We start from the raw sequence: 17366 nt of genomic DNA on the forward strand, positions 1-17366 counted from the left end.
ATTGGTCCTAAAGCTCGAAACGCAACTCAGGCCAGATCGGCGAGGTGCCACGTTTTTGCGACTCGAGAATCGCCCGGCACAACGAACACAGACGCTGATCCTGAAACACCCGACGATCCACACTCGACCAACGCGGTTGGGCTGGAAGCAGACTGCCACACAACGTGCGGTCTGCCGAGCCACCGAGTTCGAGCTGACGGGTCACCAGATGCACCCGCACTTCCTGGCAGGCGAACAGATCCAGCTGTTCGTCAGGCTCGATCAGTTGGTAGGCAAACAGGGACCAGGCAGGACGCGGCATCGGGGGCTCCAAATAAGGGGGCGCCACATTAGCCGAAAGCCTGCCACTAGAAAAGCCTCATAACAGCGGTTTTAGCGTCGGCCAGACATTTTCCAGCAACTTGCCCTGAGCCCCGGCTGCCGGGTGCAGACCGTCGGCCTGCATCAGCTCGGGATGCCCACCCACGCCGTCGAGGAAAAACGGCACCAGCGGGATTTTTTTATCGTCCGCAAGTTTGCCGTAGACCTCGGCAAAGGCATCGGTGTAACGCTTGCCGTAGTTGGGCGGCAATTGCATGCCCAGCAGCAACACCTTGGCGCCACTCTGACGCGAGCTGTCGATCATCGCCGCAAGGTTTTGTTGCAATTGCGTTGGCGGCATTCCGCGCAGGCCGTCGTTGCCCCCCAATTCGAGGATCACCAGTTCCGGCTTGTGCTCTGCAAGCAGCGCCGGCAGGCGTGCCTGGCCTCCGGCACTGGTGTCGCCGCTGATGGAAGCATTGACTACTTTGTCGTCAAAACCCTCCTGCTTGAGCCGTTGCTCGAGCAGCGATACCCACCCCAGGCGGGTATCCAGTCCGAAACCGGCGCTGATACTATCGCCAACGATCAGGACAGTACCCGCCGCTGCGTTCTGGGCCATGCACATCAAGGCCAGGCCAGCACTCAAAAACCAAACACGCATCGGATTCTCCATGGGCGCAAGCATTCTCACCGCGAAGAACCTCAGCAAAGTGGTTCCCAGCGCGGAAGGTGAACTGACTATCCTGCACGAACTCAGCCTGGAACTGAACCAGGGCGACAGCCTGGCCATCGTCGGCGCGTCCGGTTCCGGCAAATCCACCCTGCTCGGCCTGCTCGCCGGCCTCGACCTGCCAAGCAGCGGCGAGGTCATCCTCGCGGGGCAAGGCCTGAGCAATCTCGACGAAGACCAGCGCGCGCGAATCCGTGCCGAACACGTGGGTTTCGTCTTTCAGTCCTTCCAGTTGCTCGACAGCCTCAACGCCCTGGAAAACGTCATGCTGCCGCTGGAACTCGATGGCCGCAAAGACGCCCGCGAACGCGCCACCGAACTGCTGCAACGGGTCGGTCTCGGCCAGCGCCTGACGCACTCGCCGCGCCAGCTCTCCGGCGGCGAACAACAGCGCGTGGCGATTGCCCGGGCTTTCGCTGCCGAGCCGGACGTGCTGTTCGCCGACGAACCCACCGGCAACCTCGACAGCCACACCGGCGAGCGCATCAGCGACTTGCTGTTCGAACTGAACAAGGAACGCGGCACCACCCTCGTGCTGGTGACCCACGACGAACGCCTGGCCCATCGCTGCCGGCGCCTGATCCGACTTGAAGCCGGGCTGCTGGTTGCCCCTCTGGAGCCTTGATGGCACGTCTGCCGCTGTTGCGTCTGTTCAGTCTCGCCCTACGTCAACTCATGCGCGATGCCCGCGCCGGCGAATTGCGCGTGTTGTTTTTTGCCTTGGTCGTGGCGGTCGCGGCGAGTACTGCCATCGGCTACTTCGGCGCCCGCCTCAACGGTGCGATGATGCTGCGCGCCACCGAGTTCCTTGGCGCCGACCTGGTGCTTGAGGGCAGCTCGCCGGCCCGCGACGAACAGATTCGCAGCGGCACCGAGCTGCGTTTGAATCATGCACGGGTCGTGGAGTTTTCCAGTGTCGTCGCCACCGACAACGGCATTCAGTTATCGAGCATCAAAGCCGTCGACCGCGCTTATCCACTGCGCGGCGAACTGAAAAGTGCCCCGGCGCCGTTTGCCGCCGAGACAACCGGCGGCGAACCGCAACCCGGTGAAGCGTGGGTCGAGGCACGTTTGCTGACCGCCCTGGATCTGAAAATCGGCGACAGCATCGACGTCGGCATGAAAACGCTGAAACTGACCCGCGTGCTGACCTACGAACCGGATCGCGCCGGCAATTTCTACAGCTTGACGCCTCGGGTGATGATCAACCTCGACGACCTTGCCGCCACCGGCGTGGTACAGCCCGGCAGCCGCGTCAGCTACCGCGAGCTGTGGCGCGGCGAACCGCAGGCGCTGGAAACCTATCGGCAATTGCTCAAACCGGGCCTGGCCGCCAATCAGCGCATTCAGGATGCGCGCGACGGCAACCGGCAGATTGGCGGCGCACTGGGCAAGGCCGAGCGTTATCTGAACATGGCCAGTCTGGTCGCGGTACTGCTGGCCGGCGTGGCCGTGGCACTGTCTGCAAACCGCTTTGCCAGTCGCCGCTTCGATGCCAGTGCCTTGCTGCGCTGCCTCGGTTTGTCGCGTCGAGAAACCATGCTGTTGTTCAGTATTCAACTGAGCGTACTGGGTTTGTTCGCCGCCCTCAGTGGCGCGGTGCTTGGCTGGCTGGCACAACTGGGGCTGTTTGCCCTGCTGCACGATCTGCTGCCGGCAGATGTCCCGCCGGGCGGCCTGTTTCCGGCGATGGCCGGCATCGGTACGGGACTGGTCGCACTCGCCGGTTTCGCCCTGCCACCGCTTGCTGCGCTGGGTCGGGTGCCTCCACTGCGCGTGCTGCGCCGTGACATGCTGCCGATTCCGTCGAGTACCTGGATGGTCTATGGCGCGGCACTGGGCGCACTGGGTCTGATCATGTGGCGCCTGAGTCTGGATCTGTTGCTGACTTTCGCCCTGCTGGGCGGCGGTGTAATCGCGGCGCTGGTATTGGGTGGTTTGCTGTTGTTGCTGCTCAACAGCCTGCGACGGATGCTCGCCCGTGCGCCGCTGCCGTGGCGCCTCGGTCTGGGTCAGTTGTTGCGTCATCCGCTGGCGGCGGCCGGGCAGGCGCTGGCGTTCGGTCTGATCCTGTTGTCGATGGCATTGATCGCTCTGCTGCGCGGCGAGCTGCTCGACACTTGGCAAAACCAGTTGCCGAAAAACGCACCGAATTACTTTGCCCTGAACATCCTGCCAGCGGACAAACAAGCCTTCACCGACCACCTGATCAAAGTCTCGGCTCAAGCGGCACCGCTATACCCAGTGGTGCCGGGACGGCTTATCAGCATCAACGGCGAACCGGTGCAGCAGATCGTCAGCAAGGATTCGGCCGGCGACCGCGCAGTGCAACGCGACTTGAGCCTGACCTGGGCCGCCGACTTGCCGGCCGGCAACACGCTCACCGCCGGTGCGTGGTGGACCGGGCAACCCTCGGAAGACATACCGGGCGTGTCGGTGGAAGGCAAAGTCGCCGAAAGCCTCAAGCTCAAACTCGGCGATCGCATGGTGTTCAGCGTGGGCGGGGTCAATCGTGAAGCCAGGGTAACCAGTCTGCGCGAAATCAATTGGGACAATTTCCAGCCGAACTTCTTCATGATCTTCCAGCCCGGCACCCTGAGGGATCTGCCGGCGACTTACCTGACCAGTTTCTATCTGGCACCCGGTCACGATCAGCAGATTGTCGAACTGTCACGGGCATTCCCGGCGGTGACCATCCTTCAGGTCGAAGCCTTGCTCGAACAGCTGCGCAGCATCCTCGCTCAGGTCACCCTGGCGGTGGAATACGTGTTGTTATTTGTGCTGGCGGCGGGAATGGCGGTGCTGTTCTCTGGCTTGCAGGCCACGCTGGACGAGCGCATTCGCCAAGGCGCGTTGTTACGCGCACTGGGCGCGCAACGGCAGTTGCTGGTCAAGGCGCGGCGTATCGAGTTCGGTCTGCTCGGCGCGGTCAGCGGTTTGCTGGCGGCCATCGGTTCGGAAGTCGTGAGTCTGGTGTTGTATCGCTTTGCCTTCGATCTGCCATGGCATCCGCATCCATGGCTGCTGGTGCTGCCATTGATTGGCGCCGCACTGATTGGCGGTGCCGGCGTGTTCGGCACTCGTCGAGCACTGAATGCGAGTCCGCTGACAGTCTTGCGCGAGGGTTGATAGACTCCAGCCTTCGTCACCACAAGAAGTTGCCATGAGCCGTTATCGCCCTCCCCGCACCGCCGGCACCGCGCTGATCACCCCTGAAGGTGAAGCGCGGATGCGCGCCGAATTCCATGAACTGTGGCATGTGCGCCGCCCGCAAGTGACGCAGGCAGTCAGCGAGGCAGCGGCGCAGGGTGATCGTTCGGAAAACGCCGAGTACACCTACGGCAAGAAAATGCTGCGCGAGATCGACAGCCGCGTGCGTTTTCTCACCAAGCGACTCGAAGCACTGAAGGTCGTCAGCGAAAAACCCAGCGATCCGAACAAGGTGTACTTCGGTGCCTGGGTGACCATCGAGGACGAAGACGGCAAGCAATCGCGCTACCGCATCGTCGGCCCGGATGAACTGGATCTGAAACTGGGTCTGATCAGCATTGACTCACCGCTGGCTCGTGCCTTGATCGGCAAGGCGCTGGACGCCGAGGTTCGGGTGCAGACGCCAACCGGTGAGCAGTTTGTCTATATCGTGGCGATCGATTATCCGTAATCCGTTTCAGCGACGGGTGATCAGTCCCTGACGCGCAACGCGGGTCAGTTGCTTGATCATTTCTGGCGCTTCTTCAGCGCTCGGCGCCTGAATCACGGCGAGGTCAAAACTGTCACTGGCAAAGCGCGCCAGCGACTCGCCGTCTTCAACGAACTGGATCAGGAACGCGGCAGGACCGCCGCTGCGACGTGGCCAGCCATCGAGATAACGCAACAGCGTCGGCTGGTGTTTGCCGCCAAGCAGGATTTTTGGATTGCGTTGGGTGATATGTGCCGTGATCGGCGCGGGACGTGCTGGAGGGCGTAGTGCATTCATCGTGTCGTGTCTCTGCCTCAAAAGTCTGCATGGCAGGTGAGAGGCAACACCGAACCAGCGCTTTAGCGGTATTTCGAAGCCCTGTTCCGGCTTCTGACGGCAACTGTCTGAGTCACCTGGCGCCCCGCAAGTAGCTGTTTAAATCGGCGCATGAGCAACATCCTAGAGAACGTGACCGATGAGTGTCAAGAATCAGCCACAACAAAAAAAGGCCCGCACAATGCGGGCCTTTTGCTTGATCCAGAGCGCTCAACCGGCGATGGCGCGATCCACCGACAGCTTGCCGGCGCCTTCGATCATCACCGCGAGGCTGCCACCGAGCAACGCCAGGGCGAACTCGTAACCGTTGTTGGCCATGAACAGACCGTTGCTGATGTGCACGGTGAAGATCGCCACCAGCGACAGGAAGGTCAGACCCAGCGCCGCCGGGCGCGCCAGCAGGCCGATAATCAACGCCAGACCGGCAAAAAACTCAGTACCGCCGGCCAGCGTGGCCATCAGGTAACCCGGGTGCAGACCGATGCTGTCCATGTACTGTGCGGTGCCTGCCAGACCGTAACCGCCAAACAGACCAAAGAGTTTTTGCGAACCGTGGGCGGCGAAGATCACGCCGACCGCGATGCGCAGAATGGTCAGGCCGTAACCGGCGCGGGTGAACAGAACCTTGTTGATCAGTGAGCTCATGGGGCATTCCTTGTTTTGCGAGAAGTGTATTGGGATTGGCCGCTATATTAATCAGTTAAATTCATGTTAAAAGCGCAATTATTTCGCCATAACAATCAAATTATTAGATCATTTCCGTGAGGCGACTTTCTGTTCCCGGGGCTCCAGTGACTCCCGCTCCCGGTCGAACGCCAGGTAGTACTTGTTCACGCTATTAACATAGCTGACGGGGCCCATGCCCACCTGCTCCATGGCGATGCGTTCGACCTGAAAAAACCACTGGTTGGGATTCAGCCCGCGCCGCCGAGCCTCGGCGCGCATGCCTTGCACCCGTTCCGGGCCGATGTTGTAGGCCGCCAGTGTGAACGCCATGCGCTCGCGCTCATTGAGTTTCGGACTGTTGAAAAACTTGCGACGGATCATCGCCAGGTACTTGGCCCCGGCCTGCACATTCGCATCGAGATTCTGGATGTTGTTCACACCGACCCGCTGCGCCGCGGACGGGGTGATCTGCATCAACCCGGTCGGGCCGCTGCCGCTGCGGGCGCCGGGTTGCAGGGCCGACTCCTTGAAGGCCAGCGCCGCCAGGTTCAGCCAGTCCATGTTTTGTGCATCGGCGTGTTTTTGCAGAGTCGGGCGCAGTTTTTCCAGACGCTGACGGTCAGCCTTGGCCAACGGATAGTGCACTTGGTAGAGGCGCCGATAGATCCGCAGGAATTCGGCATCCTCGTTCGCCGGCTTCCTGTAGCCGACCAGAAAGCGATCGATGCTCGCCCGCAGCATCGAGGCATCACGGCGCACGAACCAGTATTCCTCACCCGGTTCACTGATCATCAATTGCCGGTCAAAACGCAGCTTGGGCAGGATCTTGCCCCAGCGCTCGGCGATCGGTTGCTCAACGATAGTCAGGTGGAAAATTCCGCCCTGCACCATCTCCAGCACGTCCTCGACCGCCAGCGTCGGATCGACCCATTCGATCTTGATCGGCGCCAGTTTGTGCAGCGCCAGTTTCTGATTGAGCTGGCTCACCGCGTCCCCTGCCGCACTGCCGGTTGGCAAGGCCAGGGTCTTGCCGGAAAGCTGCTCGACCTTGGTGTAACGACGCTCGCCCTTGATACCGACCAGCACCAGCGGCACATTGCTGGCGATCGGCTCGCTGCTGGCCACCGCGTGGCCGGGTTGCAGATCAAGCAGCTCGCCGGGCGCCACCAGATCACCTTCGCCGCGTTGCAACGCGCCGAGCAGTTGATCCTTGGCTTTGGGAATGATCTTGAGAGTGACTTCCTGGCCGTCGCGGGCGTGGCCATTGAGGTACTGCTCGAAGGCGCGCAGGCGATGGTATTCGACACCGATGGCCTGGCCCTGGACTTCTCCAGAGCTGTTGCGACTCTGGTTGACCAGCACTCGCAGTACGCGGCTGCTGCGTATCTCCGACAGGTCGCGGACCTTGGCGGCCGGTACGGCTTGCTGTGGCCCGGGCAAGCGCGCAACCGCCGTTATCGGCAGTAGCAGCGACGCACACAACAGGAGCAAAACCGAGGGACGATGCATCCACTCTCCGGAAAGAATACGGGGCGTTTTTTAACCGCTGAACGGTCAAAATCGCCGACGAAAACAGAGCGCCTGGAGCGCTGGCAAAGTGCGAGAGACTGGCACAGTGATGGCTTTTGCGCCAACCCGGGCTCTGTCACGGCATCAAAAGACAGCTATAACTCTTTGTAGTTCTTGGCTTTTCTTATAAATCTACAGCTCTGGTATGCTTTCCGGCCTTCGGCCCGAGGTAGAACCATGCAACTCATCGATATCGGCGTCAACCTGACCAACCCCGGTTTTGCTGAAAAACATCAGGCCGTGCTCGACCGCGCCTACGCTGCCGGGGTCTGCCAACTGGTGCTGACCGGCACCAGCGTCGAAGGTAGCGAACAGGCGCTGGAGCTGTGCCGGCAACTGGATGACGGCGGCCAACAGCTGTTCGCCACCGCTGGCATTCACCCGCATTCGGCCAGTGACTGGAATGCTGACAGCGCGCGCCGGTTGCGCAGTCTGCTGCACGAGCCAAACGTGGTCGCCGTGGGTGAATGCGGGCTGGATTTCAACCGTGATTTCTCGCCGCGCCCGCAACAGGAAAAAGTCCTCGAAGAACATCTGGCGCTGGCAGTAGAACTGCAATTGCCGGTGTTCCTCCACGAACGCGATGCCAGTCAGCGCTTGATGGAGATCCTCCGGGACTTCCGTGATCAATTGCCCGCCGCTGTGGTGCACTGCTTTACTGGCGAGCAAAAAGCCTTGTTCAGTTACCTGGATCTGGACCTGCACATCGGCATCACCGGCTGGATCTGCGACGAGCGCCGCGGCACGCACCTGCACTCGCTGGTCAAGGAGATCAAACGCGGACGACTGATGCTCGAAAGCGACGCGCCGTACCTCCTGCCCCGCACCCTGCGGCCAAAGCCGAAGAACGGCCGCAATGAGCCGGCGTATCTGACCGAAGTATTGCGCGAAGTGGCGTTGCACCGAGGCGAGAGCGAGGAAGACCTGGCAGCGCACACCACCGCGTGTGCCCGCGCGTTCTTCAACCTTCCTGCCCTTCCCTGACACACCAGAATCCCCCTGTGGAAGCGATGTGTTCTTTTGATGTGTATCAAGATCCGCAGATCGGCATAGCGGCACAATGCTGGCACCTTGCCAAAACTGTTTCCGCTATCAGAGAAGACCTCCATGGGTGCCTGGCTTAGCAATATCTCGCTGAAATACAAATTCTGGGCGGTCAACGCGGTCGCTTTCGTCACCACCCTGTTGCTGGTGCTGTACGCCGTGCAACTGGAACAGCAGGCGCGCAGCCACGCGGCGCAGGCATCCGCCCAGGCCCAGGCACAATTGCTCAAGGCCTGGCCGGCCGGGCAGGCATTGCCCAAGGCTGATCAGATTCTGACCTTCAAACGCGGGGAAGCGCCGCGCCTCAACGATCAGCCGGTGCTGGAGATCAGCGACAACAACGGCTGGAACGAAATCAATCACCTGCCATTGTTCGGCAGTAACCCGTTAATGGGCGCCGAAGTGTTCAGCCGTGCCGACGGCCAGCAGGTGGCAGTCATTGCCTATGGTCCAAGCCTGGCGCAAGTGTTCAGCGAACGTTTTGCCAACTACGCGGTGGCAGTGTTCATCCTGATGCTGGCCATGCTCGGCGCTTCGCAACTGCTGATCCGCTTCCTGCTCAGCCAACTCAACACATTGAAAGACGTGATGCTGCACGTCGAGAAAAGCGGTGACCTCTCGGCCCGTGTGCCGCTGGCGTGCAAGGACGAAGTCGGGCAGATGGCCAATGCGTTCAACGCAATGCAGGCTGGCTACCAACGGGTGGTCACCACCGTCGCCAACACCGCGAGGCAACTCGACGTCGGTGCCGCGCGTCTGGCGGCGAGCATGAACGAAGTGCGCCACGGCATGCTCGGTCAGCAAAGTGAAACCGATCAGGCCGCCACCGCAATCAACGAAATGACCGCCACGGTTTATCACATCGCCCAGCACGCCGGCGCCACCCGCGATCTGTCGCAGACCGCCGATGGTCTGGCCGGCAGCGGTCAACAAGTGGTCAGTCGCGTACAGCAGTCGATTGCCGGACTCTCCAGCGGCGTGCAGCAGACCGCCGAAATGATCCAGCGCCTGGCCGAAGACAGCCAGAAGATCAACGGCGTGGTCAGTGTGATTCACAGCATCGCCGAGCAAACCAACCTGCTGGCGCTGAACGCCGCCATCGAGGCAGCCCGTGCCGGCGAGATGGGCCGCGGTTTTGCGGTAGTCGCCGATGAAGTGCGCAACCTGGCGAAACGCGTGCAGACCTCCACCGATGAAATCACCACCATGGTCTCGGCGCTGCAGGCCGGCACCCGCGATGCGGTGGACTTCATGCAGGAGAGTTCGTACAAGGCCGACGACTGCGTGCAGCAGGCACAGGAGGCTGGCGAGGCGCTGGCGGAAATCACTGGCGCCGTGGCGCAGATGCGCGAGAGCAACACGCAGATTGCGGTGGCGGCCGAGCAGCAGAGCCAAGTGGCGGAAGAGATGAATCGGGCAGTGGTGAGCATTCGTGATGTGACTGAAAACACCGTGCAGCAGACCGTGGATTCGGCGACCACCAGTAATGAGTTGGCGACGTTGGCCGGGGAGCTCAACAAGGCAATCGGGCAGTTGAAACTCTGAAGATCAAAAGATCGCAGCCTTCGGCAGCTCCTACAGGTATACGCATTTCAATGTAGGAGCTGCCGAAGGCTGCGATCTTTTTTTGTTCACCATTACTATGATGCCAATAGCCAACCTTGATTCGCCGCCCCACCCGCCCCGGCCTATTCTTCAAGCATGTGTTCAACATGGATCGAGGAGTAGTCAACATGGGCAAACGTCACCCCAACCTTCCCGCGTGGCAATGGCGCGCGTACCCGAACAATCACCAGCACCCGACCAATCTGGTGCTGCACTTGATTGCCGTGCCGCTGTTCATCGTCGCGTTTCTGTTGATCGTGTCCGGAGTGTTCAGCCTGAGCCTGGCCAGTGTCGCCATCGGCGTAATCGGGATTGTCGCGGCGCTGGGTCTGCAGCGCCACGGCCACAGCCTGGAGGCGCAAGCCTCCGAGCCGTTCAGTGATCGCAAAGATGCCGTGTCGCGCTTGCTGGTCGAGCAGTTCCTGACCTTTCCACGGTTTTTCCTCAGTGGTGGCTGGTGGCGCGCCTGGCGGGAGCGTCATCGTCGGCACTGAGTGACTCAGGCAAAAATCGTCACGGTCTGGCGACTCATGGCAATCAACTCCCCCTCCGCGCTCCACAGCTTGGCGGCCACATGGCCGTAACCGTCGGCAGCGTACTCGATATCCGCCAGGTATTTGCACCAGTCCAGCGTGCTCAAGTCGCGTAGCGGCTGCACGAATTCGATGGTCCAGGTCAACGTGCTGCCCGGTGCCGGTTTCTTCAGATACGGCAACAGTGCCGGAGGCCAGGCATCCACCAGCGCCAGCAGATGCGCCTCATTGACCGGTTCTTCCTTGACGTCGCCACGCAAGCGCACCCAGCCGCCCATCTGCCGCGATTTATTGCCGGTGAACGGCATGCCGCCGACACTCCAGCGCATCGCCAGGTGACGCATGAACTCCGGGGTCACACCTTTGATATAGGGCAACTCCTGGCATTCGTCCCAGTGTTTCATTTCCACCGCCGGGTAGGCCTCGACCGCGACTTCCGAAGGCCGCGAAGCACCGAAGCTGCCCTGCACGATCGTCACCACCTGACCGTTCTGCATCGCAAGCCCCAGCACCTGACTGACCGCTTTGCCTTCGCGCAACACATCAACTTCGAAACGCACCGGGACGTCCGGCTCGACCGGGCCGACAAAGGTGATCGCCAACGAACGCACCGGGCGATCGGCCGGCACTTCCGCGCGCATGGTTTCGTATTGCAGCGCCGCGACCAGGCCGCCAAAACTGGCCCGGCCCTGACCCCACTCGGCGGGAATGGTCACTTCTGGCTGGCGACGAACCGCCTCGAGCAGATCGGAAAAGCGCATGACAACCTCGGCAAGCAAATAGGGAATGCAGCGATCTTAACCAGCATGGCAGAGCGCCGCAGCGTCTATTCCGGTCAAATGGACTGACAGAAAGGCCTTACCCCGATTTCCCACTCAAAGAAAAACCCCTGTAGGCGCTGCCGAAGGCTGCGATCTTTGTTTTTTAAAATCAAAAGATCGCAGCCTTCGGCAGCGCCTACAGGGGCCGGGTGATATCGAGGTTATTTGAAGCAGGCTGAACTGAGTTTTTCCAGCACCCGATCCGCCTTGGCTTCAGCCTTGATCAGGCCCGCCTGCCAGGTCGCGACGCAGGGTTGCAGATCGCTTTCCTGCTCGGCCCGCGCCAGCCACTGCCAGCAATCGTGCCAGTCGCCCAGCGCGCCCTGCGCCGACTTCAGCCGCTCCAGCGCCGGCTCAGGCAGGCGATCGAGTTCCGGATAGGCTTCGATGCCATACCGCACGCGCTTGATCAGCAAGCGCAGACGATGCCGATCATGGGCCGGATCGTGCAGGGCCTCGTCGAGTTTTTTCCATTGTTTGTGCAGGCGTTTTTCGATGCGTTTGCCCAGCCCCTTGAGCAGCCCCTGACGCTCGGAGGCACGCAAAAATCGCGGGAAAGCGTCGAGGATGATCAGCAGCGAAGCCACTTCGGCGCTGGCTGCCAAGGCTGGATAAGCTTCGTCCATTTGCGCCATGCGCCGCTGCGCCGCTTGCGGTTGATCATGCTTGAGCAGGTACGCCGCCAGCACCTCGCGGTCGCGCCACGGCGTGGTCAACTGCCCCACCGCGGATGCCGCCACTTCCAGTTGCTCGACACCGGGCAAGCCACGCAAGGGTCGCAACAGGCTGCGCAAGCGCCGTACCGTAGTGCGCAAGTCATGCAGCGCCTCGGGGTCGGTACGCGCGGTCAGGCGTGCCTGACAGGCCAGCAAACGCACTTCCAGACTCAGGACATGAGCCACCAACCGATCCACCAACGCAGACATCACTTGCTCCTGATTCACATGGCTTGAAGGATGAGTCTGCCGTCAGAAGGCAGGCGCATCCTTGCGTCAAGTCAGCAGCTTAGCGTCCGGCGCGGGATTCGCGAATATAGAAACGGGCTTTCTCGGCCTTTTTGCTGCAGCCTTCGAAGCCTTCGAATTGCTGTTGAGTCTTGGCCGCCGTCAGCAACGACAGCGCCTTGGAGTAACTGACCGTGCCGGCAAAACCTTCGGCCTTGGCCAGGTCCAGTTCATGCCACGCCGCATCGAGCTGACTGCCACAGCTGTCACGATAAGCAGTCTTGCCAGCGCAACCGGCCAATGCCAGCGCAATCAACGGCACACAGATCCAGGCTTTCATCACTCACACCTCAAAATAGGTCAACAGTCGTGCAGGTAAGACGTTACGGCGCGAGAAAAGTGCCTTGGCGCCCCATGAATCTGCGGTGACCAAAGCATAGCGCCGAGTGGTCACGCCGTAGCGAAAAACGACGCGCCTGCGGCCCCGAACGACCCTGACGATTGTCGCCCGCCCCCGGATGGGTGCATTGTGAAGCCTTGTCGGGGAGGAAGCTTGATGAAAAAGCGTGTCGCACTGGTGCTGGGCTCCGGTGGCGCCCGGGGTTACGCCCATATCGGAGTCATCGAAGAGATCGAAAGACGCGGTTACGACATTGCCTGCATTGCCGGTTGTTCGATGGGGGCGGTGGTCGGAGGAATCTATGCGGCGGGCAAACTCGATGAGTATCGCAACTGGATCGAAACCCTCGACTATCTGGACGTGCTGCGGCTGGTGGACGTGAGTTTTCGTCTCGGGGCCATTCGCGGCGAAAAGGTCTTCGGGCAGATCCGCAAGATCGTCGGCGAAATCAACATCGAAGACCTGCGCATCCCCTACACCGCGGTCGCCGCCGACCTGACCAACCAGCAGGAAATCTGGTTCCAGGAAGGCTGCCTGCATCAGGCGATGCGCGCCTCGGCGGCGATCCCCAGCCTGTTCACGCCGGTGATGCAGGGCAATCGGATGCTGGTGGACGGCGGCATTCTCAACCCGTTGCCGATTGTGCCGGTGGTGTCCAGCCACTGCGACCTGATCATCGCGGTCAACCTCAACGCCACCAACCAGCGTCACTACAAATTGCCGGTGATCCAGCGCCCGCCAGCCTTTCGTTCGCGCTTCGACAGCCTGCTCAGTTCGCTGGGTTCGAAGATGCCGTTCCGTCGCAAACAGGCCGAGCAATTGCTGCTGCTTGAACAGGAAGCCCTGCGTGCGGAGGCGGCGGACATCAACCCGTGGCTGGAAGGCAGCGAACCGGAAAGTCAGCAACCGGCAGCGGCACCCGAGCGCGAAGGTGCGCCGAAATCCGCCACCGGTTCGTTCATCATCGACAACGTCGGGCCGGCGTCACTGCTGGACTTGATCAACCAGAGTTTCGAGGTGATGCAGACCTCGTTGGCGCAGTACAAGATCGCCGGCTATCCGCCGGACATCCTGATCAACGTGCCGAAGCGCGTGTGCCGGTTTTTCGAGTTCTACAAAGCGCCGGAGCTGATCGCGCTGGGGCGGGAGATTGCGCGGGATACGCTGGATCGGTATGAGAGTGAGCAGGGTTGAAATCCCGGCTGGCTGTCAGGGCCTCATCGCAGGCAAGCCAGCTCCCACAGGGTTCTGCGCAGTTATTGAAATTTGTATTTCACACCGTCCACTGTGGGAGCGGGCTTGCCCGCGAAGGCGTCAGCTCAGCCAACCCGAAACCTACAGACTGTTATCACTGATCAGCCGATACCCGACGCCAGCTTCAGTGACAATAAACCGCGGCCGAGTCGGATCATCCGCCAGCTTCTGGCGCAAATGCCCAACGACAATCCGCAAATAATGACTGTCCTCGGTATGCGTCGGCCCCCAGATGTCCTTGAGCAATTGCTGTTGGGTGATCACCCTGCCCGGATGCCGCGCCAGTTGCGCCAGCACCGCGTATTCCTTGCGGGTCAGCGCCACTTCGGCGCCATCGAGCAACACCCGCCGATAGGCCAGATCCACGGTCAACGGGCCGAACGTCAGCGCCGCCTGTTGCGCCTCGCCAGCCGGCGCCTGACGCAACAACGCGCGGACCCGGGCGAGAAACTCCTGAATGCCGAACGGTTTGGTCACGTAGTCGTTGGCGCCGCCATCCAGCGCCTGGACTTTCTGCCCTTCGCTGGCCCGCACCGAGAGCACCAGTACCGGCGCGGTGGCCCACTCGCGAAACTCGCGCAGCACCTGCTGGCCGTCCATGTCCGGCAGGCCGAGGTCGAGCACCAGCAAGTCGGGCTTGTTCAGCGCCGCCTGCGCCAGGCCCTCGGCCCCCGTGCCGGCCTCGAGCACTTTGTAGCCTTGTGAGGCGAGGCTGATGCGCAGGAATTTACGGATCTGCGGTTCATCATCGATGACCAAAATGGTCGCGGTCTGGCTCATGAATTCACATCAACACAAAAGATTGGCAAGAGAGTAGCGCAGTCGCGATCAGGCTTCATTGTCCATCCCCGGTTGCGTCTGCAACGGCAGGTGCAGGGTGATGCAAGTGCCGCGGCCGTCGATGCCGTCGGCGACGCTGATCCGCCCGCCATGCGCGCCGACCATGCCCTGACAGATCGCCAGCCCCAGACCGGTGCCCTGCCCGCCGCGATCACCACGGGCGGCGGTGTAGAACATGTCGAAAATCTTCGCCCGCTCGTCCTCGGGAATTCCCGGGCCTTCGTCGCTGACCGAGAAGAAAATCTCTTCGTCATTGGCGCCGGCACTCAGTTGCAAACGACCGTGTGGCGGCGAGAAGCGCGCAGCGTTTTCCAGCACATTGACCAGCGCCTGCTCGATCAGCGCGGCGTGCACGAACAGCAGCGGCAACTCGGCCGGCACATCGGTGCTGACCTGCAACGGCGCGAGCACTGCACGCAGGCGATTGAGCGAGCTGCCGACGATGTCCGCCGGCGCTACCCAGTCGCGCGCGAGCTTCAATGCACCGTGGCCGAGGCGGGTCATGTCCAGCAGGTTCTGGATGTAGCGGTCGAGGCGTTCGGCTTCATCGCGAGTGCCTTCGAGCAACTCGCGGCGATCCTCCAATGGAATCGCTTCGCCGAGGGCCAGCAAGCTATCGATGCTGCCGCGCATGGCGGTCAGCGGTGTGCGCAGATCGTGCGACACCGAGGCCAGCAGCGCACTGCGCAATTGCTCGGTTTCGCCGTGCAGGCGCGCGGCTTCCAGATCGTCCGCCAGTTGCGCCCGGGCCAGTGCCTGCGCCAGTGGCTGACTCAATGCGGTGAGCAGCCGTCGACGCTGCCCGCTCAAGGTCTGGCCCTCTTTGGCGCAGACCCCGAGCAGCGCCAGCGGCCCGTCTTCCACCGACAGCGGCCACCACCACCAGCGACCGAACGGCAGCGTGCCGGTGCCCATGCCCGCCGGTTGATCGTGCTGCCAGGCCCAGTCGGCGGCGGCACGTTCGGATTCGCTGAATTCCAGCGGTCCGCCGGTCTCGACTTTCCAGCCGCCCTGGCCGTCGCGGTTGAGCAGGCACAATTGCAGATCACTCCAGCCATTGAGGTGCTGCGCGGCAGCGCTGATCACGGCCTGACGATCCGTCGCCGCCGTGAGTTTGCGTGACAGGTCGAGCAGCTCGGTGGTCTCTTCCTGCGTGTCGCGCAGCGCCTGCAACTGCCGTCGCTGACGCGCAGCGAGATTACCGGTGAGCGCCGCCATCAGCAGGAAGAACAGCAAGGTCAAAACGTCTTCTTCGCGCTGGATGGCGAAGGAAAAATTCGGCGGAATGAACAGAAAATCGTAGGTCAGAAACGACAGCGCCGCGCACGCCAGCGCCGGCCCCAGACTGCTGCGCACCGCCACCAGCAACACCGCCGCGAGAAACACCAGCGAGATGTTCGGCAGCGGCAAAATACTCGAGACCGCCCACGCCAAGGCACTGGCCAACACCGTGGCAACCAGCGCCAACAGATAGTCGAACCAGACCAGCGTCGGCGTCGCCCGCAGACGCGGCTGCGGGTGTTCATGGTCGTTATCGAGGACGTTGATTTCCAGGCCGTGGGCCTGGCGCAACAAACGCGCGGCGAGCCCACCACCGAACAGACGACGGCGCAGACTCGGCCGCGACTGGCCGACCAGCAGCAGACTCGCACGGCGTTCGGCAGCATGCTGGATCAGGGTTTTCGCCACTTCGCCGGCGCGCAACAACACCACTTCGCCGCCGAGGCGTTCGGCCAGTTGCTGGGCGTTTTGCAGGCGCAGGCGCGATTGCTCGTCGCGCACCGTGCCGTTGTCGACATGCACCAGACTCCACGGTAAATGCCGGCGCTGGGCCACGCGGCTGGCGTGACGCACCAGGCGTTCGGCATGCGCGTCGCCATCGACGCCGACCAGCAACCGCCCGCGCACCGCCGGAGCCGCCTGACCGAGTTGGCGATAGCCTTGCGCAAGATCGTTATCAACCTGCGCGGCCGCCGTTTGCATCGCCAGTTCACGCAACGCGGTGAGGTTGGTCTGGGTGAAAAACGCATCGATCGCCGCCCGCGCCTGTTCCGGCACGTAGACCTTGCCTTCGCGCAGACGCTCCAGCAGCTCGCGCGGTGGCAGGTCGATCAGCAGCAGTTCGTAGGCTTCCTGCAGCACCCAGTCCGGCAGGGTTTCGCGCACCTGCACACCGGTGATGCCGCGCACCTGATCGTTGAGACTTTCCAGGTGCTGGACGTTGACCGTGGTGTAGACGTCGATGCCGGCGGCGAGCAGTTCCTGAATATCCTGCCAGCGCTTGGCGTGACGACTGCCCGGGGCGTTGGTGTGCGCCAGTTCGTCCACCAGTACCAGTTTCGGTTTAGCCGCAAGCAGACCGTCGAGGTCCATTTCTTCGAGCATCACGCCTCGGTATTCCGAGCGCACCAACGGCTGCTGCGGCAAACCGCCGAGCAGCGCTTCAGTCTCCGCGCGGCCGTGGGTTTCGACGACGCCAGCGATGACTTTCACGCCCTGGCGCAATTGCGTGTGTGCGGCCTGGAGCATGGCGTAGGTTTTGCCGACGCCGGGAGCGGCGCCGAGGAAAATCTTCAGCCGACCACGGCCGTCGCGGGGCAGGTCTGCTAACAGCGCGTCGGCGCGGCCGGAGTCGCTCATGC

Annotated in this window: 17 protein-coding genes; 7 read left to right on the forward strand and 10 right to left on the reverse strand. The window is 62.0% G+C overall.

Going from position 1 to position 17366, the window contains the following annotated elements; all coding sequences use genetic code 11:
• Window positions 1–7: 7 nt before the first annotated feature.
• Complete coding sequence (locus tag ACYZUM_RS17170) at window positions 8–301, reverse strand: hypothetical protein (protein WP_003226812.1); 294 nt, start codon at window positions 299–301, stop codon at window positions 8–10.
• 57 nt (window positions 302–358) lie between these two features.
• Entirely contained in the window at window positions 359–964 is a 606-nt protein-coding gene (locus tag ACYZUM_RS17175) for an arylesterase (RefSeq protein ID WP_007964780.1), read from the reverse strand.
• A gap of 10 nt (window positions 965–974) precedes the next feature.
• Here ACYZUM_RS17175 and ACYZUM_RS17180 point away from each other — a divergent pair, with 10 nt between their 5' ends.
• From ACYZUM_RS17180 to greB, 3 genes are read left to right on the forward strand one after another with little or no spacing between them, the layout of a single operon-like run.
• The gene (locus tag ACYZUM_RS17180) at window positions 975–1658 is read left to right on the forward strand and encodes an ABC transporter ATP-binding protein (RefSeq protein WP_007964778.1); all 684 of its coding nucleotides are present in this window, start codon (window positions 975–977) and stop codon (window positions 1656–1658) included.
• Window positions 1658–4162, forward strand: a complete 2505-nt coding sequence (locus tag ACYZUM_RS17185; RefSeq protein ID WP_473060904.1) for an ABC transporter permease — start codon at window positions 1658–1660, stop codon at window positions 4160–4162. Before ACYZUM_RS17180 ends, ACYZUM_RS17185 begins: the two co-directional genes overlap by 1 nt.
• A gap of 34 nt (window positions 4163–4196) precedes the next feature.
• A complete protein-coding gene (gene greB / locus ACYZUM_RS17190; protein WP_007964774.1) occupies window positions 4197–4694 on the forward strand; it encodes a transcription elongation factor GreB in 498 nt (165 codons plus the stop codon).
• Between the two features lie 6 nt (window positions 4695–4700).
• Here greB and ACYZUM_RS17195 read toward each other — a convergent pair whose 3' ends face one another.
• The 3 genes from ACYZUM_RS17195 to ACYZUM_RS17205 form a co-directional block, all read right to left on the reverse strand.
• Window positions 4701–5009 carry a class I SAM-dependent methyltransferase gene (locus ACYZUM_RS17195; protein WP_448178699.1) on the reverse strand — a complete coding sequence of 103 codons (309 nt, stop codon included), beginning with the start codon at window positions 5007–5009 and terminating at the stop codon, window positions 4701–4703.
• 249 nt (window positions 5010–5258) lie between these two features.
• Entirely contained in the window at window positions 5259–5693 is a 435-nt protein-coding gene (locus tag ACYZUM_RS17200) for a DoxX family protein (protein ID WP_041069491.1), read from the reverse strand.
• A 108-nt stretch (window positions 5694–5801) separates the two neighbouring features.
• The gene (locus tag ACYZUM_RS17205) at window positions 5802–7223 is read right to left on the reverse strand and encodes an MltF family protein (protein WP_108183413.1); all 1422 of its coding nucleotides are present in this window, start codon (window positions 7221–7223) and stop codon (window positions 5802–5804) included.
• Window positions 7224–7460: 237 nt separating this feature from the next.
• On the opposite strand from ACYZUM_RS17205, the gene ACYZUM_RS17210 reads away from it, so the two are divergent.
• The 3 genes from ACYZUM_RS17210 to ACYZUM_RS17220 all read left to right on the forward strand — a co-directional run bounded on the left by ACYZUM_RS17210 (window position 7461) and on the right by ACYZUM_RS17220 (window position 10426).
• Entirely contained in the window at window positions 7461–8267 is an 807-nt protein-coding gene (locus ACYZUM_RS17210; protein WP_473060905.1) for a TatD family hydrolase, read from the forward strand.
• Between the two features lie 123 nt (window positions 8268–8390).
• A complete protein-coding gene (locus tag ACYZUM_RS17215) occupies window positions 8391–9872 on the forward strand; it encodes a methyl-accepting chemotaxis protein (RefSeq protein ID WP_198759840.1) in 1482 nt (493 codons plus the stop codon).
• Between the two features lie 188 nt (window positions 9873–10060).
• A complete protein-coding gene (locus ACYZUM_RS17220; protein ID WP_047295495.1) occupies window positions 10061–10426 on the forward strand; it encodes an Mpo1-like protein in 366 nt (121 codons plus the stop codon).
• Window positions 10427–10431: 5 nt separating this feature from the next.
• Here ACYZUM_RS17220 and ACYZUM_RS17225 read toward each other — a convergent pair whose 3' ends face one another.
• The 3 genes from ACYZUM_RS17225 to ACYZUM_RS17235 all read right to left on the reverse strand — a co-directional run bounded on the left by ACYZUM_RS17225 (window position 10432) and on the right by ACYZUM_RS17235 (window position 12570).
• On the reverse strand, window positions 10432–11226 hold the full coding sequence (locus tag ACYZUM_RS17225) for an acyl-CoA thioesterase (RefSeq protein ID WP_473060906.1): 795 nt from the start codon (window positions 11224–11226) through the stop codon (window positions 10432–10434).
• 221 nt (window positions 11227–11447) lie between these two features.
• Window positions 11448–12212: a CHAD domain-containing protein gene (locus ACYZUM_RS17230; protein ID WP_047295498.1), complete on the reverse strand. Its 765-nt coding sequence runs from the start codon at window positions 12210–12212 to the stop codon at window positions 11448–11450.
• 79 nt (window positions 12213–12291) lie between these two features.
• Window positions 12292–12570: a hypothetical protein gene (locus ACYZUM_RS17235; RefSeq protein ID WP_041069470.1), complete on the reverse strand. Its 279-nt coding sequence runs from the start codon at window positions 12568–12570 to the stop codon at window positions 12292–12294.
• Between the two features lie 216 nt (window positions 12571–12786).
• On the opposite strand from ACYZUM_RS17235, the gene ACYZUM_RS17240 reads away from it, so the two are divergent.
• The gene (locus tag ACYZUM_RS17240; RefSeq protein ID WP_222018745.1) at window positions 12787–13824 is read left to right on the forward strand and encodes a patatin-like phospholipase family protein; all 1038 of its coding nucleotides are present in this window, start codon (window positions 12787–12789) and stop codon (window positions 13822–13824) included.
• A gap of 141 nt (window positions 13825–13965) precedes the next feature.
• Here the strand turns inward: ACYZUM_RS17240 and ACYZUM_RS17245 are convergent, their stop codons facing one another.
• Both ACYZUM_RS17245 and ACYZUM_RS17250 read right to left on the reverse strand, forming a co-directional pair.
• The gene (locus ACYZUM_RS17245) at window positions 13966–14664 is read right to left on the reverse strand and encodes a response regulator (RefSeq protein ID WP_121186527.1); all 699 of its coding nucleotides are present in this window, start codon (window positions 14662–14664) and stop codon (window positions 13966–13968) included.
• A gap of 48 nt (window positions 14665–14712) precedes the next feature.
• A complete protein-coding gene (locus ACYZUM_RS17250; RefSeq protein WP_086794266.1) occupies window positions 14713–17364 on the reverse strand; it encodes a sensor histidine kinase in 2652 nt (883 codons plus the stop codon).
• Window positions 17365–17366: the final 2 nt, after the last annotated feature.

It is taken from the genome of Pseudomonas sp. m6p (assembly GCF_055760375.1).

Coding starts and splice junctions, on each gene's coding strand:
- ACYZUM_RS17170 (WP_003226812.1), bottom strand. CDS start 301: ATGCCGCGTCCTGCCTGGTCCCTGTTTGCCTACCAACTGATCGAGCCT.
- ACYZUM_RS17175 (WP_007964780.1), bottom strand. CDS start 964: ATGCGTGTTTGGTTTTTGAGTGCTGGCCTGGCCTTGATGTGCATGGCC.
- ACYZUM_RS17180 (WP_007964778.1), top strand. CDS start 975: ATGGGCGCAAGCATTCTCACCGCGAAGAACCTCAGCAAAGTGGTTCCC.
- ACYZUM_RS17185 (WP_473060904.1), top strand. CDS start 1,658: ATGGCACGTCTGCCGCTGTTGCGTCTGTTCAGTCTCGCCCTACGTCAA.
- greB (WP_007964774.1), top strand. CDS start 4,197: ATGAGCCGTTATCGCCCTCCCCGCACCGCCGGCACCGCGCTGATCACC.
- ACYZUM_RS17195 (WP_448178699.1), bottom strand. CDS start 5,009: ATGAATGCACTACGCCCTCCAGCACGTCCCGCGCCGATCACGGCACAT.
- ACYZUM_RS17200 (WP_041069491.1), bottom strand. CDS start 5,693: ATGAGCTCACTGATCAACAAGGTTCTGTTCACCCGCGCCGGTTACGGC.
- ACYZUM_RS17205 (WP_108183413.1), bottom strand. CDS start 7,223: ATGCATCGTCCCTCGGTTTTGCTCCTGTTGTGTGCGTCGCTGCTACTG.
- ACYZUM_RS17210 (WP_473060905.1), top strand. CDS start 7,461: ATGCAACTCATCGATATCGGCGTCAACCTGACCAACCCCGGTTTTGCT.
- ACYZUM_RS17215 (WP_198759840.1), top strand. CDS start 8,391: ATGGGTGCCTGGCTTAGCAATATCTCGCTGAAATACAAATTCTGGGCG.
- ACYZUM_RS17220 (WP_047295495.1), top strand. CDS start 10,061: ATGGGCAAACGTCACCCCAACCTTCCCGCGTGGCAATGGCGCGCGTAC.
- ACYZUM_RS17225 (WP_473060906.1), bottom strand. CDS start 11,226: ATGCGCTTTTCCGATCTGCTCGAGGCGGTTCGTCGCCAGCCAGAAGTG.
- ACYZUM_RS17230 (WP_047295498.1), bottom strand. CDS start 12,212: ATGTCTGCGTTGGTGGATCGGTTGGTGGCTCATGTCCTGAGTCTGGAA.
- ACYZUM_RS17235 (WP_041069470.1), bottom strand. CDS start 12,570: ATGAAAGCCTGGATCTGTGTGCCGTTGATTGCGCTGGCATTGGCCGGT.
- ACYZUM_RS17240 (WP_222018745.1), top strand. CDS start 12,787: ATGAAAAAGCGTGTCGCACTGGTGCTGGGCTCCGGTGGCGCCCGGGGT.
- ACYZUM_RS17245 (WP_121186527.1), bottom strand. CDS start 14,664: ATGAGCCAGACCGCGACCATTTTGGTCATCGATGATGAACCGCAGATC.
- ACYZUM_RS17250 (WP_086794266.1), bottom strand. CDS start 17,364: ATGAGCGACTCCGGCCGCGCCGACGCGCTGTTAGCAGACCTGCCCCGC.